This window comes from Pseudomonas putida, assembly GCF_028682635.1.
GTDB lineage: Bacteria > Pseudomonadota > Gammaproteobacteria > Pseudomonadales > Pseudomonadaceae > Aquipseudomonas > Aquipseudomonas putida_AE.
The window spans coordinates 80014-105281 of the sequence record NZ_JANHLK010000019.1 but is presented as its reverse complement, the minus strand read 5'-3'; the positions used below and the strand labels follow the sequence as shown (position 1 = coordinate 105281).

The 25268-nt window shown below is 60.1% G+C and carries 24 protein-coding genes and 1 tRNA gene; 10 read left to right on the top strand and 15 right to left on the bottom strand.

Going from position 1 to position 25268, the window contains the following annotated elements:
- Positions 1-13 precede the first annotated feature (13 nt).
- The 4 genes from NPS56_RS21975 to NPS56_RS21960 form a co-directional block, all read right to left on the bottom strand.
- Complete coding sequence (locus NPS56_RS21975; RefSeq protein WP_274076561.1) at positions 14-1969, bottom strand: acetyl/propionyl/methylcrotonyl-CoA carboxylase subunit alpha; 1956 nt, start codon at positions 1967-1969, stop codon at positions 14-16.
- Positions 1969-2784, bottom strand: coding sequence for a gamma-carboxygeranoyl-CoA hydratase (locus NPS56_RS21970; protein WP_274076560.1), 816 nt, complete (start codon positions 2782-2784; stop codon positions 1969-1971). The genes NPS56_RS21975 and NPS56_RS21970 overlap by 1 nt, the downstream gene beginning before the upstream one ends.
- 135 nt (positions 2785-2919) lie before the next feature.
- Entirely contained in the window at positions 2920-4524 is a 1605-nt protein-coding gene (locus NPS56_RS21965) for a carboxyl transferase domain-containing protein (protein WP_274076559.1), read from the bottom strand.
- A gap of 97 nt (positions 4525-4621) precedes the next feature.
- Positions 4622-5785: an isovaleryl-CoA dehydrogenase gene (locus NPS56_RS21960; RefSeq protein ID WP_274076558.1), complete on the bottom strand. Its 1164-nt coding sequence runs from the start codon at positions 5783-5785 to the stop codon at positions 4622-4624.
- Positions 5786-6060: 275 nt separating this feature from the next.
- On the opposite strand from NPS56_RS21960, the gene NPS56_RS21955 reads away from it, so the two are divergent.
- Positions 6061-7758 (top strand): AMP-binding protein, encoded by a 1698-nt coding sequence (locus tag NPS56_RS21955; RefSeq protein WP_274076557.1) that lies wholly within the window; start codon positions 6061-6063, stop codon positions 7756-7758.
- A gap of 692 nt (positions 7759-8450) precedes the next feature.
- Here NPS56_RS21955 and NPS56_RS21950 read toward each other — a convergent pair.
- The 3 genes from NPS56_RS21950 to NPS56_RS21940 form a co-directional block, all read right to left on the bottom strand.
- Positions 8451-9350 carry a hydroxymethylglutaryl-CoA lyase gene (locus NPS56_RS21950; protein WP_274076556.1) on the bottom strand — a complete coding sequence of 300 codons (900 nt, stop codon included), beginning with the start codon at positions 9348-9350 and terminating at the stop codon, positions 8451-8453.
- A 129-nt stretch (positions 9351-9479) separates the two neighbouring features.
- Positions 9480-9878, bottom strand: coding sequence for a MerR family transcriptional regulator (locus tag NPS56_RS21945; RefSeq protein WP_274076555.1), 399 nt, complete (start codon positions 9876-9878; stop codon positions 9480-9482).
- Positions 9879-10084: 206 nt separating this feature from the next.
- Positions 10085-11014 carry a LysR family transcriptional regulator gene (locus NPS56_RS21940; protein WP_274076554.1) on the bottom strand — a complete coding sequence of 310 codons (930 nt, stop codon included), beginning with the start codon at positions 11012-11014 and terminating at the stop codon, positions 10085-10087.
- 164 nt (positions 11015-11178) lie between these two features.
- On the opposite strand from NPS56_RS21940, the gene NPS56_RS21935 reads away from it, so the two are divergent.
- Complete coding sequence (locus NPS56_RS21935; RefSeq protein WP_008057192.1) at positions 11179-12408, top strand: acyl-CoA dehydrogenase; 1230 nt, start codon at positions 11179-11181, stop codon at positions 12406-12408.
- Positions 12409-12452: 44 nt separating this feature from the next.
- Here NPS56_RS21935 and NPS56_RS21930 read toward each other — a convergent pair whose 3' ends face one another.
- Positions 12453-13259: a TatD family hydrolase gene (locus tag NPS56_RS21930; protein WP_274076553.1), complete on the bottom strand. Its 807-nt coding sequence runs from the start codon at positions 13257-13259 to the stop codon at positions 12453-12455.
- A gap of 235 nt (positions 13260-13494) precedes the next feature.
- Between NPS56_RS21930 and NPS56_RS21925 the strand changes: the two genes are divergently transcribed.
- Together NPS56_RS21925 and NPS56_RS21920 are read left to right on the top strand one after the other, a co-directional pair.
- On the top strand, positions 13495-14916 hold the full coding sequence (locus NPS56_RS21925) for a transglycosylase SLT domain-containing protein (protein WP_274076552.1): 1422 nt from the start codon (positions 13495-13497) through the stop codon (positions 14914-14916).
- A gap of 103 nt (positions 14917-15019) precedes the next feature.
- Complete coding sequence (locus NPS56_RS21920; protein WP_274076551.1) at positions 15020-15454, top strand: DoxX family protein; 435 nt, start codon at positions 15020-15022, stop codon at positions 15452-15454.
- An 810-nt stretch (positions 15455-16264) separates the two neighbouring features.
- Here NPS56_RS21920 and NPS56_RS21910 read toward each other — a convergent pair.
- Positions 16265-17548 (bottom strand): NAD(P)/FAD-dependent oxidoreductase, encoded by a 1284-nt coding sequence (locus NPS56_RS21910; RefSeq protein ID WP_274076550.1) that lies wholly within the window; start codon positions 17546-17548, stop codon positions 16265-16267.
- A 183-nt stretch (positions 17549-17731) separates the two neighbouring features.
- On the opposite strand from NPS56_RS21910, the gene NPS56_RS21905 reads away from it, so the two are divergent.
- A tRNA-Val gene (locus tag NPS56_RS21905) sits at positions 17732-17808 on the top strand.
- A gap of 131 nt (positions 17809-17939) precedes the next feature.
- Here NPS56_RS21905 and NPS56_RS21900 read toward each other — a convergent pair.
- Positions 17940-18314, bottom strand: coding sequence for a hypothetical protein (locus NPS56_RS21900; protein WP_274076549.1), 375 nt, complete (start codon positions 18312-18314; stop codon positions 17940-17942).
- Between the two features lie 177 nt (positions 18315-18491).
- Here NPS56_RS21900 and NPS56_RS21895 point away from each other — a divergent pair, with 177 nt between their 5' ends.
- Complete coding sequence (locus NPS56_RS21895; protein WP_274076548.1) at positions 18492-18686, top strand: hypothetical protein; 195 nt, start codon at positions 18492-18494, stop codon at positions 18684-18686.
- Positions 18687-18748: 62 nt separating this feature from the next.
- Here the strand turns inward: NPS56_RS21895 and NPS56_RS21890 are convergent, their stop codons facing one another.
- A complete protein-coding gene (locus NPS56_RS21890; protein ID WP_274076574.1) occupies positions 18749-19501 on the bottom strand; it encodes a carbonic anhydrase in 753 nt (250 codons plus the stop codon).
- Positions 19502-19742: 241 nt separating this feature from the next.
- On the opposite strand from NPS56_RS21890, the gene NPS56_RS21885 reads away from it, so the two are divergent.
- Complete coding sequence (locus NPS56_RS21885) at positions 19743-20198, top strand: DUF2214 family protein (protein ID WP_274076547.1); 456 nt, start codon at positions 19743-19745, stop codon at positions 20196-20198.
- 97 nt (positions 20199-20295) lie between these two features.
- On the opposite strand, the gene csrA is transcribed toward NPS56_RS21885, so the two are convergent.
- On the bottom strand, positions 20296-20487 hold the full coding sequence (gene csrA, locus NPS56_RS21880; protein WP_008057174.1) for a carbon storage regulator CsrA: 192 nt from the start codon (positions 20485-20487) through the stop codon (positions 20296-20298).
- A 251-nt stretch (positions 20488-20738) separates the two neighbouring features.
- Here csrA and NPS56_RS21875 point away from each other — a divergent pair, with 251 nt between their 5' ends.
- Positions 20739-21104 carry an SPOR domain-containing protein gene (locus NPS56_RS21875; RefSeq protein ID WP_274076573.1) on the top strand — a complete coding sequence of 122 codons (366 nt, stop codon included), beginning with the start codon at positions 20739-20741 and terminating at the stop codon, positions 21102-21104.
- Positions 21105-21178: 74 nt separating this feature from the next.
- Here NPS56_RS21875 and NPS56_RS21870 read toward each other — a convergent pair whose 3' ends face one another.
- The 3 genes from NPS56_RS21870 to NPS56_RS21860 form a co-directional block, all read right to left on the bottom strand.
- A complete protein-coding gene (locus NPS56_RS21870; protein WP_274076546.1) occupies positions 21179-21868 on the bottom strand; it encodes an endonuclease I family protein in 690 nt (229 codons plus the stop codon).
- A gap of 4 nt (positions 21869-21872) precedes the next feature.
- Complete coding sequence (locus tag NPS56_RS21865; RefSeq protein WP_274076545.1) at positions 21873-22163, bottom strand: DUF1654 domain-containing protein; 291 nt, start codon at positions 22161-22163, stop codon at positions 21873-21875.
- Between the two features lie 147 nt (positions 22164-22310).
- A complete protein-coding gene (locus tag NPS56_RS21860) occupies positions 22311-23399 on the bottom strand; it encodes an asparaginase (RefSeq protein ID WP_274076544.1) in 1089 nt (362 codons plus the stop codon).
- Between the two features lie 325 nt (positions 23400-23724).
- Between NPS56_RS21860 and NPS56_RS21855 the strand changes: the two genes are divergently transcribed.
- Positions 23725-24147, top strand: a complete 423-nt coding sequence (locus tag NPS56_RS21855) for a hypothetical protein (protein WP_274076543.1) — start codon at positions 23725-23727, stop codon at positions 24145-24147.
- A gap of 153 nt (positions 24148-24300) precedes the next feature.
- Complete coding sequence (locus tag NPS56_RS21850; RefSeq protein WP_274076542.1) at positions 24301-25257, top strand: sugar ABC transporter substrate-binding protein; 957 nt, start codon at positions 24301-24303, stop codon at positions 25255-25257.
- Positions 25258-25268: the final 11 nt, after the last annotated feature.

Genomic DNA, 25268 nt, shown 5'->3' with positions numbered 1-25268 from the left:
GCCGGCCTGGCTGTCAGGCTTCTTCCAGTTCGACCAGCGCACTGCCTTCGCTGACCATCTCGCCTTCCTGGCAATACAGCGCCTTGACCACACCGGCGTGGGGCGCGCGGATGCTGTGCTCCATCTTCATGGCCTCCAGCACCACCAGTTGCGCCCCGGCTTCGACCGTTTGCCCGGCCTCCACCAGCACGCGCACGATGCTGCCATTCATGGGCGCGGTGAGGCCGCCGTGATGGCTGTGACTGGCTTCAACGGCCGTGATCGGGTCGTAGGTCTCGATGCGGCGCAGCTCGCCTTCCCATTGCAGGTAAAGGTAGTCACCCCGGCGGATCGCCCGGTGCTGGCGGCGCACGCCGTCGTGTTCGGTCAGCAATTGCTCGCCGGTGAGTCGTGCGCTATGGGACTGCGGGTTGCCCAGGGTCAAGGCGCGGTCCTGGCCCTCGCAACTCAGGTGCAGGGTGATTTGCGCGGGCAGGCCGGCGCGCAGGCCGTTGCCGATCGCCCATGGCGAGCTCGGGTCATCGACACGCGACGTGCTGGGCAGGCTCTGGGCAAAGGCCTGGCCGGCGGCTTGCCAGAATTCGTCGCTGAGCGCCGCGGGCTGTGGCAGCAGTTGTTCCTGATAACGGGGGATAAATCCGGTATCGAGTTCGGCCTGGGCAAACGCCGGGTGGCCGATGATCCGTCGCAGGAAGTTGATGTTGGTCTTGAGCCCGCCGATGGCGAATTCATCGAGCATGCTCAGCAAGCGCAAGCGCGCCTGTTCACGGTCTTCGCCCCAGGCAATCAGCTTGCCGAGCATCGGGTCGTAGAATGGCGAGATCTCGTCGCCTTCTTCAACACCGCTGTCCACCCGGCGACCCGCACCCGGCGCGGATTCGCGATACAGCTCCAGGCGACCGGTCGCAGGCAGGAAGTCATTGCCCGGATCTTCGGCGTACAAGCGCACTTCAATCGCGTGACCGTTCAGCGGCACCTGATCCTGGGTCATCGGCAAGGCTTCGCCACGGGCTACGCGGATCTGCCAGGCCACCAGGTCGAGGCCGGTGATGGCTTCGGTCACCGGGTGTTCGACTTGCAGGCGCGTGTTCATCTCCATGAAGAAGAACTCGCCGCGGGCATCGAGCAGGAATTCCACGGTGCCGGCTCCGACATAACCGATGGCCTGCGCCGAACGCACGGCCGCCTCACCCATGGCGCGGCGCAGTTCGGGGCTCAGGCCTGGCGCTGGTGCTTCTTCGACGACTTTCTGGTGCCGACGCTGGATCGAGCAGTCGCGCTCGTTGAGGTACAGGCAGTTGCCGTGTTGATCGGCGAACACCTGGATCTCCACGTGACGGGGTTTGAGCAGGTACTTCTCCACCAGCATCCGCGAATCGCCGAACGACGATTGTGCTTCGCGCTGGGCCGAGGCCAGGGCTTCGGCCAGCTGGCTGACGTCCTCGACCACTTTCATGCCCTTGCCGCCGCCGCCGGCCGTGGCCTTGAGCAGCACGGGATAGCCGATGCGTTCGCAGGCGGCGCGGAAGGTCTCGAGGTCCTGGGCTTCACCGTGGTAGCCCGGCACCAACGGCACGCCGGCGGTTTCCATCAAGGCCTTGGCCGCGGATTTGCTGCCCATGGCGTCGATGGCCGAGGCGGGCGGACCGAGGAAGATCAGGCCGGCCGCTTCGATGGCGCGGGCGAACCCGGCGTTCTCGGACAAAAAGCCGTAGCCGGGGTGTATCGCCTGGGCACCGCTGGCCTTGGCGGCGGCGATCAGTTTGTCGATCTGCAGGTAACTGTCGGCGGCCTTGCTGCCACCGAGGTCGACGCGGATATCGGCTTCACGGCTGTGCCGGGCATCGCGGTCGGTGGCACTGTGCACGGCCACGGTGGTCAGGCCCAGGGCCTTGGCGGTGCGCATCACCCGGCAGGCGATTTCGCCGCGGTTGGCCACCAGCAGGGTAGTGAGGACAGGTGCGCTCATCAACGCGGCTCCTTGGTGGTGGTTGCAGCTTGCCAGCTCGGCGGACGTTTTTGCAGAAAGGCGCGCAGGCCTTCCTGGCCTTCGGGACTGACGCGGATGCGGGCGATGGCGTTCTCGGTGTAGCGACGCAGGGACGGGGTCAACGAGCCGTCGCCGACTTCCCGCAGCAAGTCCTTGCTGGCGCGCATGGCGGCCGGGCTGTTGAGCAGCAGGTTGTCGATCCACTGCTGGATTTTCTGTTCCAGCTCGGCGATTGGGTAACTCTCCGACAGCAGGCCGAGTTCCCGTGCCCGTTGCCCGCCGAAACGTTCGGCGGTCAGGGCATAGCGCCGCGTCGCGCGTTCGCCGATGGCTTGCACCACGAACGGGCTGATCACCGCCGGCGCCAGGCCGATGCGCACTTCCGACAGGCAGAACTGCGCGTCATCGGCGCCAATGGCCATGTCGCAGCAACTGATCAGGCCCAGCGCGCCGCCGAAGGCTGCACCTTGCACCACCGCCAGGGTCGGGATTTTCAGCTTGGCCAGGTTGTACATCAGCTCCGCCAGTTCCCGGGCGTCGTCGAGGTTGGTGGCGTAGTCGAGTTCCGCCGATTGCTGCATCCAGGCGAGGTCTGCACCGGCGCTGAAATGCTTGCCACGACCGCGCACGATCAGGAATCGCAGGCTGGCATCGCTGGCCACCTTGTCCAGGGCGAGGATCAGTTCGCGGATCATCTCGGCGTTGAAGGCGTTGTTCTTTTCTTCACGGCTGAGCCACAGCGTGGCAAAACCACGTGGGTCGGTCAGCAGTTCGAGGGTATTGAAGTCGCTCATATTCATCCGTCTCCACAACTCTGTCCCTGTAGGAGCGAGCTTGCTCGCGATGGTCGTCAACGATAACGCGTGCTTACCGGGTAAACGCGTTGCCCTTTCGTCCTTCGCGAGCAAGCTCGCTCCTACAGGTTCGGATCACATCCGGAACACGCCGAAGCGGCTCGGTTCGATTGGCGCGTTCAACGACGCGGACAAGGCCAGTGCCAGCACGTCGCGGGTCTGGGCCGGGTCGATGACGCCGTCATCCCACAGGCGCGCGCTGGAGTAGTAGGGGTGACCCTGCTCTTCATACTGGTCGAGGATCGGTTGCTTGATCTCGGCTTCCTGTTCGGCGCTGAAACCGTGGCCGGCACGTTCGGCCTGCTCGCGCTTGACCTGCACCAGCACGCCGGCCGCCTGTTCGGCACCCATCACACCGATGCGCGCATTCGGCCACATCCACAGGAAGCGCGGATCGTAGGCCCGGCCGCACATGCCGTAGTTCCCGGCACCGAAGCTGCCGCCGATGATCACGGTGAACTTCGGTACCTTGGCGCAGGCCACCGCGGTCACCAGTTTCGCGCCGTGCTTGGCGATGCCGCCGGCTTCGTATTTCTGGCCGACCATGAAGCCGGTGATGTTTTGCAGGAACAGCAGCGGGATACCGCGCTGGCAAGCCAGCTCGATGAAGTGCGCGCCTTTCTGTGCCGCTTCGGCGAACAGGATGCCGTTGTTGGCGAGGATGGCGATCGGATAACCGTGCAGGTAGGCAAAGCCGCACACCAATGTAGTCCCGAACAGGGCCTTGAATTCGTCGAACACCGAACCGTCCACCAGCCGCGCGATGACTTCACGCACGTCGAACGGTTGCTTGGCATCGGCCGGCACCACGCCATACAGCTCGTCGCTGGCATAGAGCGGGGCGATCGGGGTGCGTTGCTGCACTTCACCCTGTTTGCGCCAGTTGAGATTGGCGACGCTGCGCCGGGCCAGGGCCAGGGCGTGTTCATCGCTTTCGGCGTAATGGTCGGCCACACCGGAAATCTTGCAGTGCACGTCGGCCCCGCCAAGGTCCTCGGCACTGACCACTTCGCCCGTCGCGGCTTTCACCAGCGGTGGGCCGGCGAGGAAGATCGTCGCTTGCTCGCGCACCATGATGGCCTCGTCGGCCATGGCCGGTACGTAGGCACCGCCCGCGGTGCAGGAGCCCATGACCACGGCAATCTGCGGGATGCCCTGTGCGCTCATGTTGGCCTGGTTGAAGAAGATCCGGCCGAAGTGCTCTCGGTCCGGAAATACTTCGTCCTGGCGCGGCAGGTTGGCGCCTCCAGAGTCCACCAGGTAGATGCACGGCAGGCGGTTTTGCTGGGCGATCGTCTGGGCGCGCAGGTGCTTTTTCACCGTCAGCGGGTAGTACGAGCCACCTTTTACCGTGGCATCGTTGGCGACGATCATGCATTCGACGCCTTCCACCCGGCCGATCCCGGCAATCACGCCAGCGGCGGGCACGTCTTCGCCGTACACCTCGTAGGCCGCCAGCTGGCTGATTTCCAGAAACGGCGAACCCGGGTCGAGCAAGCGGTTGATGCGCTCGCGGGGCAGCAGTTTGCCCCGGGAGGTGTGGCGCTCTTGCGCTTTCGGGCCGCCACCTTGCGCCACTTGGGCCAGCAGGGTGTGCAGGGCGTCGACCTGTTTGAGCATCGCCGCGCTGTTGGCGGCGAACTCCGCCGAACGGGGGTTGAGCTGGGTATGTAGGATCATGGCTTACTCCGTAAGCAGCTTTGAGCGGCACGCTACAAGCTGCAAGAGGATCGCTTCTACTTGTGGCTTGAAGCTTGCCGCTTGCAGCTGACGAAATTCATTTCGTCTCGTTAAACAGTTCACGCCCGATCAGCATGCGACGGATCTCACTGGTGCCGGCGCCGATTTCGTACAGCTTGGCGTCACGCAACAGACGACCAGCCGGGAATTCGTTGATATAGCCGTTGCCGCCGAGAATCTGGATCGCGTCGAGGGCCATTTGCGTGGCGCGTTCGGCGCTGTAGAGGATCACACCGGCAGCGTCCTTGCGGGTGGTTTCGCCGCGCTCGCAGGCCTGGGCTACCGCATAGAGATAAGCGCGGCTGGCGTTGAGCTGGGTGTACATGTCGGCGACCTTGCCCTGGATCAGTTGGAACTCGCCGATGCTCTGGCCGAACTGCTTGCGGTCGTGGATGTACGGCACGATCAGGTCCATGCAGGCCTGCATGATCCCGGTCGGGCCGCCGGACAGCACGACACGTTCGTAGTCGAGGCCGCTCATCAGCACTTTCACGCCGCCGTTGAGCACGCCGAGGATGTTCTCCTCCGGCACTTCGACGTCATCGAAGAACAGCTCGCAGGTATTCGAGCCGCGCATGCCCAGCTTGTCGAACTTGTTGCTGCGGCTGAAGCCTTTCCAGTCGCGCTCGACGATGAACGCGGTGATGCCGTGGGGGCCCTTTTCCAGGTCGGTCTTGGCGTAGATCACGTAGGTGTTGGCATCCGGGCCGTTGGTGATCCAGGTCTTGCTGCCGTTGAGCACGTACTTGTCGCCACGCTTGTCGGCGCGCAGTTTCATCGAGACCACGTCGGAACCGGCGTTCGGTTCGCTCATGGCCAGGGCGCCGATGTGTTCGCCGCTGATCAGCTTCGGCAGGTACTTGGCTTTCTGCTCGTGGTTGCCGTTGCGGTTGATCTGGTTGACGCAGAGGTTGGAGTGGGCGCCATAGGACAGGGCCACCGAGGCCGAGCCACGGCTGATTTCTTCCATCGCGACCACGTGCGCCAGGTAACCCAGGCCGGCACCGCCGTATTCTTCCGGTACGGTAATGCCCAGCAGGCCCATGTCGCCGAATTTGCGCCACAGGTCGGCGGGGAACAGGTTGTCGATGTCGATCTGAGCAGCGCGCGGGGCGATCTCTTTGGCGACGAAGGACTGGACCTGATCGCGCAGCATGTCGATGGTTTCACCGAGGGCAAAGTTCAGGGATGGGTAGCTCATGGGGCACCTTTTGGCTTTTTTGTAGGGTGGGGAGGGCGGTGTTTCAGCTCTCACCTTTACGTTAACGTAAACCTGTGACGAAAGGCTGTCAATCGCCCTTTACGTTAACGTCAACTTGAGCGAGAGTAGGGGCATTGAAACCTGTAGGAGCGGGCTTGCCCGCGAAGGCGTCGGATCTGTCGACATCAGTGTAGAACGTGCCGGCCTTTTCGCTGGCAAGCCAGCTCCTGCAGGGGACCATTCGCAGCCCATTAATAAAGACAATAGGGGTCGTCATGGATCAACCCAGTGCAAGCCCGCAACGCAGTTACACCCGTGGTTCCCAGGACAAAGCCTTGCTGGCGATGACCATCGGCCAGGCGTTCGACAATACCGTCGCGCAGTACCCGGACGGGGAGGCGCTGGTGGTGCGCCATCAACAGCTGCGCTACACCTGGCGGCAACTGGCGGATGCGGCAGACCTGCAGGCCAGGGCGCTGCTGGCGCTGGGCCTGCAGGCCGGCGACCGTCTGGGCATCTGGGCCCCAAACTGCGCCCAGTGGTGCGTCACGCAGATTGCCACGGCGAAAATCGGCGTGATCCTGGTCAACATCAACCCGGCCTACCGCAGCTCCGAACTCGAATACGTGTTGAAACAGTCCGGCTGCCAGTGGTTGGTCAGTGCCGGGGCGTTCAAGACTTCCGACTATCACGCCATGCTGCAGGGCCTGGTGCCGGAGCTGGCGGAGCAAGCCATCGGCAAATTGCACAGCGAGCGCCTGCCGGATTTGCGCGGGGTCATCAGTCTTGATGCGCAGCCTCCAATCGGTTTCCTGCCATGGTCGCAACTGAGCGAGCTGGCGGGCAGCGTATCGGTCGAACAATTGCACGAACGTCAAAACAGTCTGCATTTCGATCAGGCGGTGAACATCCAGTACACCTCCGGCACCACCGGCTTCCCCAAGGGCGCGACCCTCAGCCACTACAACATTCTCAATAATGGCTACATGGTCGGCGAAAGCCTGGGCCTTACGGCCTGCGACCGGTTGGTGATCCCGGTGCCGTTGTACCACTGCTTTGGCATGGTCATGGGCAACCTCGGCTGCATCACCCACGGCAGTACCATGATCTACCCCAATGACGCGTTCGATCCGCTGCTGACCCTCAGCACCGTCGCCGAAGAACAGGCCACCGCGCTGTATGGCGTGCCGACCATGTTCATCGCCATGCTCGATCAACCCCAGCGCGCCGATTTCGACCTGTCGAGCCTGCGCACCGGGATCATGGCCGGTGCCACCTGTCCGATCGAGGTCATGCGCCGGGTCATCAGCGAAATGCACATGAGCGAAGTGCAGATTGCCTACGGCATGACCGAGACCAGCCCGGTGTCGTTGCAGACCGGTCCGTCGGACGACCTGGAATTGCGCGTGACCACGGTCGGCCGTACCCAGCCACAGCTGGAAAGCAAGATCGTCGACGAGGCCGGCAACCTGGTGCCCCGTGGCACCATCGGTGAGCTGTGTACCCGCGGCTACAGTGTGATGCTCGGCTACTGGAACAACCCGCAAGGCACGGCTGAGGCGATCGACCAGGCCGGCTGGATGCACACCGGTGACCTGGCGAGCATGAATGAGGAGGGCTACGTGTGCATTGCCGGGCGCAACAAGGACATGATCATCCGCGGCGGCGAGAACATTTATCCGCGCGAACTGGAGGAATTCTTCTTCACCCACCCGGCAGTGGCCGATGTGCAGGTGATCGGCATTCCTTGCTCGCGTTATGGTGAAGAGATCGTCGCCTGGATCAAGTTCCACCCCGGTCACAGTGCCACCGAGCAGGAGCTGCAAGCCTGGTGCAAGGAGCGCATCGCGCACTTCAAGACACCGCGTCATTTCAAGTTCGTGGAAGAGTTTCCGATGACGGTGACGGGCAAGATCCAGAAATTCCGGATGCGCGAGATCAGCATTGAGGAGTTGCGTAGCAATAAGGCCTGACTCATTCCCTTGTAGGAGCGAGCTTGCTCGCGAAGAACTCAAGAGTGTCGCGTTGATCCAGAATGAGCGCGTTATCGTTGACGACCTTCGCGAGCAAGCTCGCTCCTACACAGGGCCGTGGAAATCTCAAACGCCAGACAGCACAAAGGGGAGCCGAAGCTCCCCTTTAATTTTCGTTGCGCTGCTCTTTTTTTATTATTGAGGGGCGGTCTGTTTTTGTTTTTGGTGACCGTTGACCCTTTACCGCTGTTTTTGTCGATCCCCATCCGGGATCAAGAGCAAACGTATTTTTTTGAGCGCTGATCTACTTTTTCGCTGAGCGATCCAACCAGTTCGGGAGCTACCTGAAGGTAGTTTTATTATTCTCTGCCCGGTTGCGGGTAACTCCGAAAAGCACCCTGAAAAGCACATCCTCTCCAAAAAAATCTGTTAGCTGCGTCTCTGCCGTGTTGTTTTTGTTATGTCAGAGTCGTTACGTCTTGTTTTTATTAGGGGTGTCGCCAATTTTTTTATTCTTGTTATGCGATAGATATAGCAGGAGCCGTGCCAACTTTTAAAAACCCTTTAAAAACAAGCACTTGAGTTTTTGTAGGGTTTTCGGCTTCAGGGAAAACCCTACATTTTGTTTCCGTGTTACTCGCTTGCGCCCACATTCAGGTGGTTGCGGTAACACCTCGACACACCCGCACGCATCAATGTGCGCTACGCGCCTTGGCCACGCGCGAACCGGTAGGTCGTCCCAGTACATCGCAGATTTGCTGGCCGGCCAGGATCAGTGCATCCAGGTCGATCCCGGTTTCAATCCCGAGGCCATTGAGCAGGTAAACCACGTCCTCGGTGGCCACGTTACCGCTGGCGCCCTTGGCATAAGGGCAGCCGCCGAGACCGGCAATGGAACTGTCGAACACCGAGATGCCTTCCAGCAGGCTGGCATAGATGTTGGCCATGGCCTGGCCATAGGTGTCGTGGAAGTGCCCGGCCAGTTTGTCCCGCGGCACCTGGGCCGACACCACCTCGAACATCCTGCGCGTGGCGCCTGCGGTGCCGGTGCCGATGGTGTCGCCCAGCGAAACCTCGTAACAGCCCATGGCGTAGAGCTCGCGGGCCACATGCGCTACCTGTTCCGGTGCGACGTGACCTTCATAGGGGCAGCCCAGCACGCAGGACACGTAACCGCGCACACTGACGCCATGCTGCCTGGCGGCATCCATGATCGGAACGAAGCGCTCCAGGCTTTCGCTGATCGAGCAATTGATGTTGCGCTGGGAAAACGCTTGCGACGCGGCGGCGAATACGGCGACCTCCTTGACCCCGCAGGCGAGGGCATCTTCAAAGCCGCGCAGGTTGGGGGCGAGGGCGCCGTAGGTGACGCCGGGTTTGCGCTGGATTTGCGCGAAGACATCGGCAGAGCCCGCCATCTGCGGCACCCACTTGGGCGAAACGAAGCTGCCGACTTCTATATAGCCAAGGCCCGCAGCCGTCAGCGCATCGACCAGTCGCACCTTGTCGGCAACGCTGATGGGTTGGGCTTCATTTTGCAGACCGTCGCGGGGGCCGACTTCGACCAGGCGTACGTGGGTAGGGAGGGACATGGGATTGGACCTGTTCTAATTGTTCATAGACCCTTGTAGGAGCGAGCTTGCTCGCGAAGGACGTCAACGGCAACGAGGGCAGTCTGAATGCACGCGGTGCCCTGACATCCATCGCGAGCAAGCTCGCTCCTACACAGATTCCTGACTCTTGAGCGTTTGTTCCAGCGCTTGCACACAACGCTCTTCAGCGGTATCGAGCTCCAGTTTCATCTGTTCGATGTCCAGCAGCTGCTGTTCCAGCTGTTCCCGGCGCTCGCTGATTTTTGCCAGCATGCTGTGCAGTTGCTTGGTGTTACCGCTGGACGGATCGTAGAGCTCGATCAGCTCGCGGCATTCGGCCAGGGAAAAGCCGATGCGCTTGCCCCGCAGGATCAGCTTGAGGCTGACCTTGTCGCGGGGTGAGTAGATGCGTTCCTGGCCACGCCGCTCGGGGCTGAGCAAGCCTTGTTCCTCATAGAAGCGAATGGCCCGGGTGGTGATGTCGAGCTCGCGGGCGAGGTCGGAAATGCTGTAGGTCTGGCTGCTCATGGGCGCGCTCGCAAAAAGTCATGCGCTAAGCTAATGGCAGGTTGACGTTTACGTCAAGGGGCGTGAGTTTTGGGTGTTCTTGCTGATCTCTTCGCGAGCAAGCCCGCTCCCACCTTTGATTTGCGTCGAACACAAATACCGTGTTCAGCAAAGATTAAGTGTGGGAGCGGGCTTGCTCGCGAAGAACGATAACGCGGTGTAACGCCTCACACCGTGTCCAGCTTCTTCTCCTGCGCCGTCACCTGCTGGCACAACTCGATCATCTGCTCGCGCATCCAGCGGTTCGCCGGGTCTTGGTCAGTGCTTTCGTGCCAGTAAAGGTGGGTTTCCACCGGCGGCACATCGTTGACCGGCAGATAAAAGGCGTGCAGGTCGTTACGGCGGGCGAAGCGTTCCGGCACGGTCATGACCATATCGGTCTGCTGCAGCACCTGCGAGGCCATCAGGTAATGCTGGGAGCGCAGGGCGATCTTGCGCTGGATACCCATTTTGCCCAGGGCCAGGTCAACATAGCCCAGGCCGCTGCGACGGCTGGAAATGTGGACGTGGGTCAGGCTCAGGTAATCATCGAGGGTGAGTTTTTCCTTGCCCGCCAGCGGGTGGCCCTTGCGCATGGCGCACACGTAACGATCTTCCATCAGCTTGACGTGGCGCACCTGCGGGTCGGTGTTGAGTGGTGCATCCACGGCGAAGTCGAGTCGGCCAGCGGCCAGTTCCTTGGTGGTCTCGCGCCGCTTGGACAGGAAGCTTTCGATGATCACGGTCGGCGCCAGGCGGCGCAGGCGCTGGAACAGCGGCGGCAGGATCACAGCTTCAGTGAGGTCGGTCATGCTGATGCGGTAGGTCTTGACCGCCTGCAAGGGATTGAAGATGCGGCTTTCCTGCACCGACACGCGCAGCAACGAAAGCGCGTTGCGCACCGGGCCGATAATGTTCTGCGCCATGGGCGTAGGCACCATGCCCTGGGCGGTGCGTACGAACAGCGGGTCGTTGAACGTCTCGCGCAATCGGGCCAGCGCGTTGGATACCGCAGGTTGGGTGATCCCGACAATCTGCCCGGCGCGGGTCAGGTTGGCCTCGGTGTAGATCGCGTCAAAGACGATGAAAAGGTTGAGGTCGACCTTGCTCAGATTCATTGCGCTGCACTCTTGTTTTAGGTGGGCTCGATCAGTCGATCATATATCGGTGATGAATGTTTATACACGCCGAGAATAGGCTAGGTAAATTTTCATGGCTGTTCTAGCATCGATTGCATGAACGAACAACTCCTCTGAAACCCGTTGAAAAGGTAGAGCTGGCCATGGATTTCGCTTATTCGCCCAAGGTGCAAGAACTGCGTGAGCGCGTGACCGCGTTCATGGACACCTACGTCTATCCCGCCGAAGCGGTCTTCGAGCGCCAGGTCGCCGAGGGCGACCGCTGGCAGCCGACGGCTATCATGGAAGAGCTCAAGCTCAAGGCCAAGGCAGAAGGCCTGTGGAATTTGTTTCTGCCTGAGTCCGAGCTCGGCGCCGGCCTGACCAACCTCGAATACGCTCCGCTGGCGGAAATCATGGGCCGTTCGCTGCTGGGGCCCGAGCCGTTCAATTGCTCGGCACCGGACACCGGCAACATGGAAGTGCTGGTGCGCTACGCCAACGAAGAACAGAAACAACGCTGGCTCGAACCCTTGCTGCGCGGCGAGATCCGCTCGGCTTTCGCCATGACCGAACCGGACGTCGCGTCCTCCGACGCCACCAACATGGCCGCCCGTGCCGTGCGTGACGGTGACGAGTGGGTGATCAACGGCAAGAAGTGGTGGACCTCCGGTGCTTGCGATCCGCGCTGCAAGATCCTCATCTTCATGGGCCTGAGCAACCCCGACGCACCGCGCCATGCGCAGCACTCGATGATCCTGGTGCCGGTGGACACCCCCGGGGTGAAAATCCTGCGTCCGTTGCCCGTGTTCGGCTATGACGACGCCCCCCACGGCCACGCCGAAGTATTGTTTGAAAATGTCCGGGTGCCGTATGAAAACGTCCTGTTGGGCGAAGGACGCGGCTTCGAAATCGCTCAAGGTCGTCTTGGCCCGGGGCGGATTCACCACTGCATGCGTTCGATCGGCATGGCTGAGCGTGCGCTGGAACTGATGTGCAAGCGCTCGGTGAACCGTACGGCGTTCGGCAAGCCTCTGGCACGCCTGGGCGGCAACATCGACAAGATCGCCGATTCGCGGATGGAGATTGACATGGCCCGCCTGCTGACACTCAAGGCGGCGTACATGATGGACACCGTCGGCAACAAAGTGGCGAAGAGTGAAATCGCGCAGATCAAGGTGGTGGCGCCGAATGTTGCCTTGCGCGTGATCGACCGGGCGATCCAGATCCATGGCGGGGCAGGGGTGTCCAACGATTTCCCGCTGGCCTACATGTATGCCATGCAGCGCACCCTGCGGCTGGCGGACGGTCCGGATGAAGTGCACCGCGCGGCCATCGGCAAGTTCGAGATCGGCAAGTACGTGCCCAAGGAAATGTTGCGCAGCAGTCATTAAGACGGCAGCGCGGGCCCAATCCGGGCCCGCGCTCACTCAACGGGTCAATCCACGCTGGGCAGCCCGTAGAACGCCCGCGCGCAAGCCGTACTGTGGGCGGCCAGGTCTTCCTGGCTTTCGCCGCGGTGCAAGGCCACCTCACGCAAGACTTCCGTCAGATACGCCGGCTCGTTGCGACCGTTTTTCGGTTTGGGGCGAAGGCTGCGCGGCAACAGATACGGCGCATCGCTCTCCAGCATCAACCGCCCGCGCGGGATCTCCTTGACCAAGGGATGCAAATGCGTGCCACGGCGCTCATCGCAAATCCAGCCGGTGATGCCGATGTGTAAATCCAGGTCCAGGTAACTGAACAGCGCTTTCTGTTCGCCGGTGAAGCAGTGCACCACGGCGGCCGGCAACTGATCGCGATAGTCACGCAGGATTTCCAGCAGACGCTGGCTGGCATCGCGTTCGTGCAGAAACACCGGCATTTGCAGTTCGACCGCCAGCGCCAGGTGTTCTTCGAGGACTTTCTCTTGCTGCGGACGCGGTGAAAAATCGCGGTTGAAATCCAGGCCGCATTCACCGACCGCCACGATGTTCGCCTCCTTCAGCAGGCTGCGCAGGCGACGGGCGCTGTCGGCATTCCAGTCGCTGGCCGCGTGGGGATGAATACCGGCGGTGGCGAACAGCTTTTGACCTGTTTCGTCCAGTTGCCGGCACAGCTCCAGCGCCTGTTCGCTGCCCTCGACATTGGTGCCGGTGAGCACCAATTGGCAGACCCCCGCGGCGTAGGCGCGGTCCAGTACGGCCTGGTGCTTGTCGGCGAAACTGGGGTTGGTCAGGTTGACGCCGATATCGATGAGTTGCATGGTGCTACCTCGGACCAGGGCCGCAAAGCATACCAGAGCTCTGGATTTATCAGAAAAGCCAAGAACTACAACGGGTTATGGCGGTCTCTTAATGTCGCGAACAAGTCTGGGTGGTGGCGATGCCATCATTGTGCCAGTCTTTCGCGCATTGCCAGCGTCTTCAGGCGCTTTATTTCTGACGCTTGATTGCATGAAATCATTCATGTGGTTGACCTGAATTCTTTGCGGAGAGTGGATGATTCGTCCCTCGGTTTTGCTACTGCTGTGTTGCTCGCTGTTGCTGCCGATGTCGGCGGTTGCGCGGCTGCCCGGGCCGCTGCAAGCCGTGCCGGCCGCCAAGGTCCGTGACCTCACGGACATCCGCAGCAGTCGTGTGCTGCGCGTGCTGGTCAACCAGAGCCGTAACAGCTCTGGCGAAGTCCAGGGCCAAGCCATCGGTGTCGAATACCATCGCCTGCGCGCTTTCGAGCAATACCTCAATGGCCACGCCCGGGATGGCCAGGAAATCACCCTCAAGATCATTCCCAAAGCCAAGGATCAATTGCTCGGTGCGTTGCAGCGCGGGGAGGGCGACCTGGTGGCCCCCGGCGAGCTGCTCGACCTGCAGCCGGGCTTCGCCGTCAGCAGCAGTGAACCGGTCGCCAGTAACATCCCGCTGGTGCTGGTGGGGATCAAGGGCGAGCGTCGCTACACCCGACTCGAACAACTGTCGGGCAAAACCCTGGCGCTGCCCAACGGCAGCGCCGCCGGTGACGCCATCAGCCAGATCAACCAGAAGCTGGCGCTGCACAAACTGCCGCCGGTCAAGATCGAGTGGGTCGATCCAAGCCTGGCGGTCGAGGACGTGTTGGAGATGGTCCAGGGAGGGATCTTTCACCTGACCATCGTCGAGCAGCCGATTGCCGAACGCTGGGGCAAGATCCTGCCGAAATTGCGTATCGATCGCCAGGTGCTGATCAGCGAGCCAGGCGAAGAGTTCTGGTTCGTGCGCCGCGACGCGTCGATGCTGAGGGCCAGCATCGATCGTTTCCTGGCGGGCTATAAAAAGCCGTCGGACCAGGACGTAGCGTTTCTGCGCATCTATAGACGCCTTTACCAGGTCCACTATCCGTTGGCCAAGGCTGACCGCCAGCGCCTGGAAAAGCTGCGGCCGGTGCTGCAAAAACATGCAACCGCCCAGGACATGGACTGGCTGAACCTGGCGGCGCTGGCGTTCAAGGAATCGGGCCTGCAACCTGCGGCGCGCAGTGGCGGTGCACCGACCGGGCTGATGCAGATCACGCCGTCAGCGGCCCAGCGTGTCGGTGTGAGCAACATTCACGAACTGGATGCCAATGTGCAGGCCGGGGCCAAGTACCTGGCGATGATTCGCCGCAAGTTCTTCGCCAGCCCCAAGCTCAATGAGCGCGAGCGCATGGCCTTTGTGCTGGCGGCCTACAACATCGGGCCGGAGCGGGTGCAAGGCATGCGCGCAGAGGCCCGTCGACGGGGGTTGAACCCCAACCAGTGGTTTTTCCAGGTCGAACGCATCGCCATGGAGCAGGTGGGAATGGGACCTGTCAGCTATGTTAATAGCGTGAACAAGTATTACCTGGCGTTCGATCGGGAGCGGGAGTCGTTGGAGCCCCAGGGGCAGAAAGTTGCCCTGCGTAAATGATCGAATAAACTGATTGTTATGGCGGATTATTTGCGCTTTTAACATGAGATTTACTGATTAATATAGCGGCCAACCAACACACACTCTCAAGGGATGTCACAGCATGAGCACACTGATCAACAAGGTCTTGTTTACCCGCGCTGGCTACGGCCTGACCGTTTTGCGGATTTTCGTCGGCATCATCTTCGCTGCCCACGGTGCACAGAAACTCTTCGGCGCATTCGGTGGCTATGGCCTGGCGGGCACCGCGCAGTACATGGAAAGCATCGGCCTGGCGCCGGGCTACCTGATGGCGACGCTGGCGGGCGGCACCGAGTTCTTCGGCGGCCTGGCTTTGATCATCGGCTTGCTGGTACGTCCGGCGGCGCTGGGCCTGACCTTCCTTTCACTGGTGGCGATTTTTACCGTGCATATCAGCAATGGCCTGTTCATGGCGAACAACGGCTATGAATTCGCCCTGGCGTTGCTCGGTGGCAGCATCGCGGTGCTGATCGAAGGAGCCGGCAAACTGTCGGCGGACCGCGCCATCGCCGGCTGACAGCTTTTCGAACAGACAAAAAAATGCCCGTATCACGGTAATGCTGTTCACTTTAGGTTGGAGGGCTTCAGGTGGATATTTGGATTAGGTGTATATCCATTCCTGCGGTAACGGCCACCTAAGGTTTCGCCCTTACGGCGAGTCACTTGGAAAAGCCTGTAGGAGCAAGCTTGCTCGCGATGGAGGTCAACGATGACGCGGGGAGCCTGACACCCCGCGGTGCTCTCAGGTTTTTCGCGAGCAATCGAGCGTCGACCGGCTGCTCCTACAGGGGCCCACTGCGCAGAACCTCCACTCGGCCTCTCGATGGGGCAAGAAAATCAAAAGCCAAAGCAAAAGCGAGGCGGCCTGACAGCCGACCTGATTAAGGGACCTGCCTACGATCCAATTGTGGGAGCAAGCTCGCTCCTACAGGGGAACGTGCTCATTTAAAATCAGGTCGGCTGTCAGGCCGCCTCGCTTTGCTTTTGATCGTGGCGCCCCGTTAAACCACGATGGCCGAACGCAGGCATTGCGTAGTGGGTAAACCGGCAGGACGCCGGTTTAGCCGCGCTGGGCCAGGGACGGCCCATCGCGGCGACCCACGGAGCAATGCCGGAGTGAGGGCATGCCGAGCCACAGCGAGGCACCGAGTGGTGGGGCAAGAGCCTTTTGGTTACTTTTGGGCTCTTCCAAAAGTGACTCGCTGTAAGAGCGAAACCATAAGTGGCCGTTACCGCAGCAATGGATATCCCCCCCAATCCAGTTCTTAACAACACCATGCTTAAGTGAACAGCATTGCCGTATCACGGGCATTTTTTGTTTAGGGCATCAGAACCCGAGTCTGTCGCGCAATCCGTAGTACCACGCGCCAAGTGCAGCAAAGGGTGTACGCAGCAGTTGGCCACCCGGGAACGGGTAGTGGGGCAGGTCGGCAAAGGCGTCGAAACGTTCGGCCTGACCACGCAATGCCTCGGCCAGGACCTTGCCCGCCAGGTGCGTGTAGGTGACGCCGTGGCCGCTGCACCCCTGGGAGTAATAGATGTTGTCGCCCAGTCGCCCGACCTGAGGCAGGCGCGACAGGGTCAGCAGGAAATTTCCGGTCCAGGCGTAGTCGATCTTCACATCCTTGAGCTGCGGGAACGCCTTGAGCATCTTCGGCCGAATGATCGCTTCGATGTTCGCCGGGTCCCTTGCGCCATACACCACGCCGCCGCCGAAAATCAGACGTTTGTCGCCGCTCAGGCGGTAGTAGTCGAGCAGGTAGTTGCAGTCTTCGACGCAATAGTCCTGGGGCAGCAGGCTTTTCGCCAACTCATCGCCCAGGGGCTCCGTGGTGATCACCTGCGTGCCGCAAGGCATCGATTTGGCCGCCAGCTCCGGCACCAGGTTACCCAGGTAGGCGTTGCCCGCCACGATGATGAACTTGGCCCTGACCTTGCCCTGAGGCGTGTGCACGACCGGGTTGGCACCGCGCTCGATGCGCACCGCCGGCGACTGCTCATGAATAGTGCCGCCCAGTGACTCCACGGCCGCCGCTTCGCCCAGCGCCAGGTTGAGCGGATGGATATGCCCGCCACTCATGTCGAGCATGCCACCGATATATTGATCGCAAGCCACCACCTCGCGGATGCGGCGCTGATCCAGCAACTCCAGCTGCGTATGCCCGAAACGCTCCCACAAACGCTTCTGCGCTTCCAGATGACCCATCTGCTTGTCAGTGATGGCGGCAAATACGCCGCCGTCCTTCAAGTCGCACTGGATGTTGTACCTGGCTACCCGATCACGAATGATCCGCCCGCCCTCGAACGCCATCTGCCCCAGCAACTGAGCCTGACGCGGACCGACAGTGCGCTCGATCACATCGATATCGCGGCTATAGCTGTTGACGATCTGCCCACCATTGCGCCCCGACGCACCGAAACCGACCCTGGCCGCCTCCAGCACCGTCACCCGAAAGCCGTGCTCCAGCAGGAACAGCGCCGAGGACAACCCGGTATAACCGGCGCCGATCACGCACACATCCGTCTCGACCTCACCCTGCAACGACGGACGCGGCGGCACCGCATTGGCCGATGCGGCGTAATAGGACTCTGGGTAAGGGGTGTTCGCCATCCTGCAGCCTCTGTTTAATAAATTTAACGAATGCGTCGATCCTACCCGAGTTGAAAAACCGCCGCCAGCCACCGGAAAATCTTCTTTGCCGCAGCGAAATTAAATATTTTGCATATTCATAGGGTTAGCGCGAAAAAAGGTGTTGACACCCTCCCGGAATTCCGTAGAATGCCGCCTCACAGCAGGCACGTAGCTCAGTTGGTTAGAGCACCACCTTGACATGGTGGGGGTCGTTGGTTCGAGTCCAATCGCGCCTACCAAACAAAATCCGCTCTGCTGGGCGGTCTGGAAGGGCTCACCGAAAGGTGGGCCCTTTTTGGTTGTCTGCGATTTAAAAAGCCTATGCAAAGCCTGCAATCAAGCGCCAATCGACGCGTTGCGCAGCCCCGCCTTATTGAATGTATTTCAAACCCACCACATTCCTGTTCAGCTTGGCTCGCTCGCTCCAGGCAATGGTATGGCTGGCCTTGTTCCATCGAACGTTGCTGATGCCCTGACTTGCCGCTTTTTCAATCGCATCCTTGTTGAGACTTCCTTGGATCCACTGGCCACAAAATGGATCTCGTAACGTTCCCTCATTGACTTCGGCATCCTCGCCATTCATTCTCACTTGAGAAATATTATCATTTGAAGGTGGCGTTGACGCGAGCCGAATGAAAATCAGTTCGTCTCGGGTTGAACTGCCAGCAGCCAATTGCATCAAAGCAAGACAGGCAACCGGGCAAAGCTGCATCGAGGCGGGAGGGAGTGATGAGGAGGCGGACAATGATCAAGTTCTTTGCGGCTTACCTGTCCATTTGCCTCTTGCTTCAGTGGACGGTGGTCGAGGCGTCGCCATGGATTGCCAGCCATGTCCTGCTGCGCTGGATCCTGTAACGCTACGGGCGCGACAGGGGTCTCAGGCGTAAGATAAGCAGTGTTACCTCATCTGAAGGAGTCGTTTATGATCTCCGACCAAGTGAACAGACAGGCATCCGATCACAAGGCTGTGTGGGATCAATATTTCTGCGCCGCGTTGATTGCCGAAAGCAACCTGACGGCACCCGTCGTAGGCGGGGCCACGCATGAAGACCGGCAGAATCTGTTGATTGAAAGGGCCAGGGCGCTCGCGGACAAGATGATGGACTGCAGGAAATAACCAGAGCCCAGCCTTCGCGCTGGGCTCTTCACATCTGCGCAGTGGCACCGTAGCTGATTGATTCAGGCAATCAGCTCGACCTTGCCTGTGGCCAGGCGATAAATGCCCCCCACTATTTTCAACTGGCCCCTGCCGAGCGCGTCAGACAGCAAGGGAGTGGCTTGCTTGAGGCGCTCGATCGAGTTCTTGATGTTTTGTACGGTCGCGTTTTCAACCAGGTCACCTGGATGACTGCCTGCCTGCTCGATAGCGGATTTGAGTGCATCCGTCAGTGCAGGGATCTTCCCGGGGAACACCGTGTGATCCTTGACGGCTTTCACGCCGGCCTCGATGGCACCGCAGCGCTCATGGCCCAGTACCAGGATGAGCGGGGCGCCGAGCACGGCCACGCCGTATTCAAGGCTTGCCAGGCCTTCGTCCGTGACGAAGTTGCCGGCCAGGCGTACGGCGAAAAGGTCGCCCCGGGCGGTATCGAAAGCGTATTCCGGTGCAATGCGCGAGTCAGAGCAGCTCAGCACCGCCACAAAAGGGTTCTGGCCGGTAACCAGTGCTTCTCGTTCATCCTTGAAGTCGTGGGTTTCCGAGTTTCCGCTGACATAGCGTTGGTTGCCCTCCATCAGCCTTTTCAGTGCCTCATCCGGGGTGATGACGTTTTTCGGCTTTGGTGGCGCGGCGTTTTTCTCCGCTGCTTGAACAATTCGGCTCGGCAGGGCGCCGGCCAATAACAGGGCGCCTGCTCCTAATCCGGCAAGGCGAAGAAAGCGACGGCGCTCATTGGTTTTTGCTGCGGCGTTTGAATCACATGATTCACACATGATGTTGTGCACTCAAGGTCAATTTGGTGGGAATGACTGCCGTTGGGGAGCGTACCTGCGGGGGCTCAACACTGGAATGTTTGAGTCTAGTCGGTGTGTAACATCACGTTTTACGGGGCTTGCAGCGAATGTGCGGGTGAGGCCTTGATACAAAATGCAGGTTGTCCGGCAGGTGCAATCCATTGATTGATGAGCTACTACTGACAGGCTGATTCGACTTGGTCCTTACAGGAGTTTCCCGATGCTGACTCACTGGTTGCTTGCAGCGGTTCATCTTTTGGCGTTTGCGCTTGGATTCTGGGCTGTCCTGACGCGTGGCACGGCTTTTCGGCGCCTGGCGATCGGCACGGGAGAGGCTCGCAGTGTGTTGATGGCAGACAACCTATGGGGCATTTCTGCGGTTGTGCTGCTGGTTACCGGCGGCATGCGGGCCTTTGGCGGCTTCGAAAAAGGTACGGATTACTACCTGCACCAGCCGTTGTTCCACCTCAAGATGACGTTGTTCGTGCTCATCCTGTTACTGGAAATTGCGCCGATGGTGGCGTTGATCAAATGGCGGGTTGCACGGTCGCGTGGCGCTGCTATCGATACCTGGCGTGCGACGCTGTTTGCACGAATCAGTCATATCGAAGCTGTGCTGATGTTGCTGATGATGGTGGCGGCCACCGGCATGGCGCGCGGTATCGCTTTCGGCTGATCGAGGGGGTTCGGTTAAAGCGCAGGCGATGTTGCGCTTGCATCTTAGCCAGCCGTCGTTGCGGGGCGTACGGGCTGGCTACTGACTGCGACAGGATTCAGGTTTGTGGCTTTTCCGGGGCGGTGAGGCCGGCCTGAATGCGCTGATAAATCTCTTCGCGGTGCACTGCGACGTCTTTGGGCGCGTTGATGCCAATCCGGACTTGCTGGCCGCTTACGCCCAGGATGGTGATCGTAATGTCATCACCAATGTTTATGCTTTCACCGACTTTGCGGGTGAGTATCAGCATGGTCTTCTCCTTGATTGCTTTGTGGGGCACCTGATTCGGACAGTGCAGAGGTCGGTGTTATGTATAGATTAGTGCGAAGTCTCACAGTTTGGGTGCCTCTTTCTGACGCGCAGATGCAGCATTAATTCCCAAGGCGTAACTATACAGAGGCCGCCACTATCATTCTCGTTGTTTTGAGTCCATTTTGCGGCACTCGCTAAGTATTCATGAATGCTAAAATCCCCCGCTTTAAGCATTCAGAGGGAAACGCTGTGCGCAAAATGGTCTTGGCAATCGCGGTATTGGCGCTGGCGGGATGCGGTGAGGGCAAGCGCGAAGAAGCGCAAAAACCGCAGCCTGCAGCGGCGGCAACAGCGGCGCAGGTATCGGGGCCACAGTGGGACCTCGAAGTGCGGGGTGAAACACCTCAGGCCGTCAGCGATCTCAGCGGCTGGCTGATCGAACACAGCTTCATGTCCAACGTGATCAGGGAAAACGGCAAGACTCGGATTCTGATGGGGCCGTACAGCTCCAGGGAAGAAGCCGAGGCCAAGCAGGCGCAGGTGAACGCCGCGCTGATCAAGGCGAAAAAGCGGAACATTGAAGTGCTGGTGCTGGAGCGCCCGACGGTTCAGTAAAGGCTGAAGTGGGTGGCTGAAAGACAAAGGCCCGGGGTGTGAAGCCCCGGGCCTTTGTTTTGTTCGGCGAGTATTCAGCCGCAGGCTTTCATGTCCACCGGGCCGACAAATTCGTTGCCGCGCCCCATGACGCACGCCACGCTCTGGTTGCGTTGGCGTTCCCAGGCTTGCACCGGGTAAGTCTTGTCCCAGGCCTTGTACAGCTGCTGGTCCTGTTTCGACAGGCGCAAACCGTATTGCTTGCTCATGTAGAAATAGGTCCGGGCGATCATGCCGCGGATGGAAGGGCGGGGCATGACTTTTTTCGCCTTGAAGTCGACCTGGGTCAGGCACGAACCGTATTGCCCCGATTGCTCCGGCAGCCAGCCGAAACTGAAGTTGCTGCGGTCACCATTGACCTCGCCGATGCTGGGCACCAGGTTGTGCAGATCGGCCTCGGCCTTCTGGTAGGTCGGATCGTACCGCGTACAGTTCTTACGCCCTCCTTCCTGCCAGCATTGACGCTGATGGCCGATCTGCCAGGCCGGAACGATGTGCTCCCACTCGATGCGTGCCGCGCGCTTGGCGTTTTTGCGCGGCACATACCCGCAGGCTGCGAGGTTCACCTTGTTGCCGGTGTATTTGCAGCCACAATAGAACTCGGTGGATTGCGGCGCATACAGCTTCCAGGCGACTTTCTTGGCTTCGCTGAAGGTGCGTGGCGCATCGGCCTGGGCACCCGTGGCGAACACCAGGAACAGCAAGGCAAAAAAACGGACACTCATCGACTCAGTCTTCCTTCGGCACTACCCAGAAAATCTGCACGCCACCGTCGTCGCGATAGGCGAGAGTGACGTTGTCGTTCTCGTCGATTTCTTCGAGCAGGCGTTCCCACTCGTCCACGGGCTCGTCTGGAAGGCGGAAGATCAGGGCGGCCCTGGCTTTCTGAGCAGTAGGGCCATTGATGATTTTCTGAACGCGCAGGCCCATGCGCACATAGGTGTCTGGTGAGGCGGAGGTGCTGTCCACAGGATTATCCTTATTAAGCTGTACGTGCATACAGTATTTAACTGTAGGCATTTTCGCAACCGCTTAAAATTCAAGAGAATCCTCTGACAGTGGTTTTTGCCGATTGGTGTAGGGGGGATGAGAGTTTTTTGTCAGGCAAGTGCTGCGAGGCGAGTGGCCAAAGAGGTGCCCGACCGGAGTCGGTCGGGCGAGGGCGAATCAATATTCCCAGAACATCCGTTGCAGCTCTTTGCTGTCATTGGTCTTGGTCAGCGCGACCATCGCCAGGATGCGGGCTTTCTGCGGGTTCAGGTCATGCGCCACCACCCAGTCGTACTTGTCGTCAGGCTGTTCGGCGTTACGCAGGACGAAACCGCCGGCATTGACGTGGGAAGAGCGGATGATCTGCACCCCGTCCTTGCGCAGGGCTTGCAGGGTGGGAACGACCCGGGAAGACACCGAACCATTGCCGGTGCCGGCATGGATGATGGCCTTGGCGCCCGACTGGGCCAGGGCTTTGTAGGCGGTGTCGCTGACGTTGCCGTAGGAGTAGGCGATTTCGACGTCAGGCAGGCTTTCAATGGTCTTGATGTCGAATTCCGAGTCCATGGTGTGGCGCTTGGCCGGGAGGCGGAACCAGTAGGATTTTCCTTCGACCACCATCCCGAGCGGACCCCAGGCGCTTTTGAACGCCTCGGTCTTGATGTTGATCATCTTGCTGACATCGCGACCCGACTGGATTTCATCATTCATGGTCACCAGCACGCCTTTGCCACGCGCGTCTTTGCTACTGGCCACGGCGACGGCGTTGTACAGGTTCAACATGCCGTCGGCGGACATTGCGGTGCCCGGGCGCATGGAGCCCACGACAATGATCGGCTTGTCGGTTTTTTCCACCAGGTTGAGGAAATAGGCGGTTTCTTCCAGGGTGTCGGTGCCGTGGGTGATCACGATGCCATCGACGTCCTTGCTGTCCGCCAGTTCGGCGACGCGACGGCCCAGCTGCAGCAGGTTGTCGTTGGTGATGCTTTCGGAGGCGATCTGCATGACCTGTTCGCCGCGGACATTGGCCAGTTGGCCAAGCTGTGGAACCGCGGCGATCAATTGTTCGATGCCGACTTTCGCCGCCTGGTAGGTGGCGCTGTTGGCGGCGCTGGCGCCCGCGCCGGCGATGGTGCCGCCGGTGGCCAGGACCACGACGTTGGCCAGCTTCTGTTGGGTTTCGGCTTCTTTCGCCTGAAGGGCGGCGGGCAGGAGCAGCAGGAGGGCCAAGGTGCCCGGGAGAAGGTTTTTCAAAGCAGATGTCATTATTTTTCTCTCTAGTGGTGACGGTGCCGATGCAGGTTCATCTAGATGCGCCCCAAAGGGATCTGGACCTTTTGGGGTGCTGGAGAAAAGCACGACGCGTACCAGTTACAACTGGAATCATAAATAACTCGTAACACACTGATTTGTTTATCGTTTTAAACGGAAGGTTGAACGGCGATCGCTCGGCTCTGTCCGGTTTTCCGATTATCCGTGGGTTTTTCATTCGGCATTCCGAAAGGATTACGGACCCAATTTAAACATCGGCGTTAAAGAAACCCGCCGGCAGGTCGATGCTTCAATGAAGAATCATGCCCAGGGAGTTCACATGTCATTGACGATCGGTTTGCCCCATTCAGCGGTGATCAATATCGGCGGGAAATCCGTCGACACCTTGAGCGACGCGACCTCGGCGCAACAGCCGGGTGTGCCAGTGAAAGAAGAAAAGCCTGTGAGCCTTGGGCAGGGCGCGCAGGTGGGTGAAAAAACCGAAGGCGCTGGCAGCCAGCAAAGCGTCGCGGTGCAAATGTTGCTCAAGCGCCTGCAGGAACTGCAGGAGCAACTGCCCGAGCAACAGCAACAATTGGCGGCTACCCAGGCCGCGTCTTTTCAGTCTGAAGAGGCCAAGGCCACGGCCGTGATGTCGCTTCAGGCGCAGGTTGCAGATACGTCGGCGGCGTTGATGCAGGTGGCCGCCAGCCTGGCGAAAGCCTTGACCGATTCTGGCAGTATTGTCAGCACTACGGCTTGACCAACCTGACGCTTGATTGTGCGCGTAGCCGGCGAACGGGGTAGGTTGACAAAGTCCGGTAACGTTCGCATAGTCAGGCTTCGCAAACGTTTGCGACACCTCCAGATGCCGCCTCGACGTTGCTCACAATAATCATAAGATCGGAGTGAATCCATGAAGCTGCCATTCGCAGGACGTCTTCTTGCTGTCGCCATACTGGCTGGCGCCACCGCCACGCTGCCTGTTTCTTCGGTGTTCGCCCAGACGCCTGAAAAGCCTAAAGTCGCGCTGGTGATGAAGTCCCTGGCCAACGAATTCTTCCTGACCATGGAAGACGGCGCCAAGGCCTACCAGAAAGACCACTCCGGCGAGTTCGAGCTCATCTCCAACGGCATCAAGGATGAAACCGACACCGCCAACCAGATTCGCATCGTCGAGCAAATGATCGTGTCCAAGGTCGATGCGCTGGTGATCGCACCGGCTGATTCCAAGGCCATGGTGCCCGTGATCAAGAAAGCCGTCGACGCTGGCATCACCGTGATCAACATCGACAATCAGCTCGACCCGGCCGTGGTCAAGAGCAAGAACATCAGCGTGCCGTTCGTAGGCCCTGACAACCGCAAGGGCGCGCGCCTGGTGGGTGAGTACCTGGCCCAGAAGCTCAAGGCCGGTGATGAAGTCGGCATCATCGAAGGGGTGTCCACCACAACCAATGCCCAGGCCCGCACCGCAGGCTTCAAGGATGCGATGGAGGCTGCGCAGATCAAGGTCGTGTCCGTGCAATCGGGCGACTGGGAAATCAACAAGGGTAACCAGGTTGCCGCCTCCATGCTCAGCGAGTACCCGAACATCAAGGCCCTGCTGGCCGGCAACGACAGCATGGCCGTAGGCGTGGTGTCAGCCGTGCGCGCCGCGGGCAAGGCAGGCCAGGTCCAGGTGGTCGGTTACGACAACATCAATGCCATCAAGCCGATGCTCAAGGATGGCCGCGTCCTGGCCACCGCCGATCAATTTGCTGCCAAACAGGCGGTATTCGGCATCGAGACCGCGTTGAAGATCATCAAGGGCCAGAAGGTCGACAGCGGCACCAACGGCGTGATCGAAACTCCGGTAGAGCTGGTTACCCAGTAATTTTCCGCCGG

Bases quoted from the DNA above. Each gene is read 5' to 3' on its own strand.
- NPS56_RS21975 (WP_274076561.1), bottom strand. From the start codon at position 1,969: ATGAGCGCACCTGTCCTCACTACCCTGCTGGTGGCCAACCGCGGCGAA.
- NPS56_RS21970 (WP_274076560.1), bottom strand. From the start codon at position 2,784: ATGAGCGACTTCAATACCCTCGAACTGCTGACCGACCCACGTGGTTTT.
- NPS56_RS21965 (WP_274076559.1), bottom strand. From the start codon at position 4,524: ATGATCCTACATACCCAGCTCAACCCCCGTTCGGCGGAGTTCGCCGCC.
- NPS56_RS21960 (WP_274076558.1), bottom strand. From the start codon at position 5,785: ATGAGCTACCCATCCCTGAACTTTGCCCTCGGTGAAACCATCGACATG.
- NPS56_RS21955 (WP_274076557.1), top strand. From the start codon at position 6,061: ATGGATCAACCCAGTGCAAGCCCGCAACGCAGTTACACCCGTGGTTCC.
- NPS56_RS21950 (WP_274076556.1), bottom strand. From the start codon at position 9,350: ATGTCCCTCCCTACCCACGTACGCCTGGTCGAAGTCGGCCCCCGCGAC.
- NPS56_RS21945 (WP_274076555.1), bottom strand. From the start codon at position 9,878: ATGAGCAGCCAGACCTACAGCATTTCCGACCTCGCCCGCGAGCTCGAC.
- NPS56_RS21940 (WP_274076554.1), bottom strand. From the start codon at position 11,014: ATGAATCTGAGCAAGGTCGACCTCAACCTTTTCATCGTCTTTGACGCG.
- NPS56_RS21935 (WP_008057192.1), top strand. From the start codon at position 11,179: ATGGATTTCGCTTATTCGCCCAAGGTGCAAGAACTGCGTGAGCGCGTG.
- NPS56_RS21930 (WP_274076553.1), bottom strand. From the start codon at position 13,259: ATGCAACTCATCGATATCGGCGTCAACCTGACCAACCCCAGTTTCGCC.
- NPS56_RS21925 (WP_274076552.1), top strand. From the start codon at position 13,495: ATGATTCGTCCCTCGGTTTTGCTACTGCTGTGTTGCTCGCTGTTGCTG.
- NPS56_RS21920 (WP_274076551.1), top strand. From the start codon at position 15,020: ATGAGCACACTGATCAACAAGGTCTTGTTTACCCGCGCTGGCTACGGC.
- NPS56_RS21910 (WP_274076550.1), bottom strand. From the start codon at position 17,548: ATGGCGAACACCCCTTACCCAGAGTCCTATTACGCCGCATCGGCCAAT.
- NPS56_RS21895 (WP_274076548.1), top strand. From the start codon at position 18,492: ATGATCTCCGACCAAGTGAACAGACAGGCATCCGATCACAAGGCTGTG.
- NPS56_RS21890 (WP_274076574.1), bottom strand. From the start codon at position 19,501: ATGTGTGAATCATGTGATTCAAACGCCGCAGCAAAAACCAATGAGCGC.
- NPS56_RS21885 (WP_274076547.1), top strand. From the start codon at position 19,743: ATGCTGACTCACTGGTTGCTTGCAGCGGTTCATCTTTTGGCGTTTGCG.
- csrA (WP_008057174.1), bottom strand. From the start codon at position 20,487: ATGCTGATACTCACCCGCAAAGTCGGTGAAAGCATAAACATTGGTGAT.
- NPS56_RS21870 (WP_274076546.1), bottom strand. From the start codon at position 21,868: ATGAGTGTCCGTTTTTTTGCCTTGCTGTTCCTGGTGTTCGCCACGGGT.
- NPS56_RS21865 (WP_274076545.1), bottom strand. From the start codon at position 22,163: ATGCCTACAGTTAAATACTGTATGCACGTACAGCTTAATAAGGATAAT.
- NPS56_RS21860 (WP_274076544.1), bottom strand. From the start codon at position 23,399: ATGACATCTGCTTTGAAAAACCTTCTCCCGGGCACCTTGGCCCTCCTG.
- NPS56_RS21855 (WP_274076543.1), top strand. From the start codon at position 23,725: ATGTCATTGACGATCGGTTTGCCCCATTCAGCGGTGATCAATATCGGC.
- NPS56_RS21850 (WP_274076542.1), top strand. From the start codon at position 24,301: ATGAAGCTGCCATTCGCAGGACGTCTTCTTGCTGTCGCCATACTGGCT.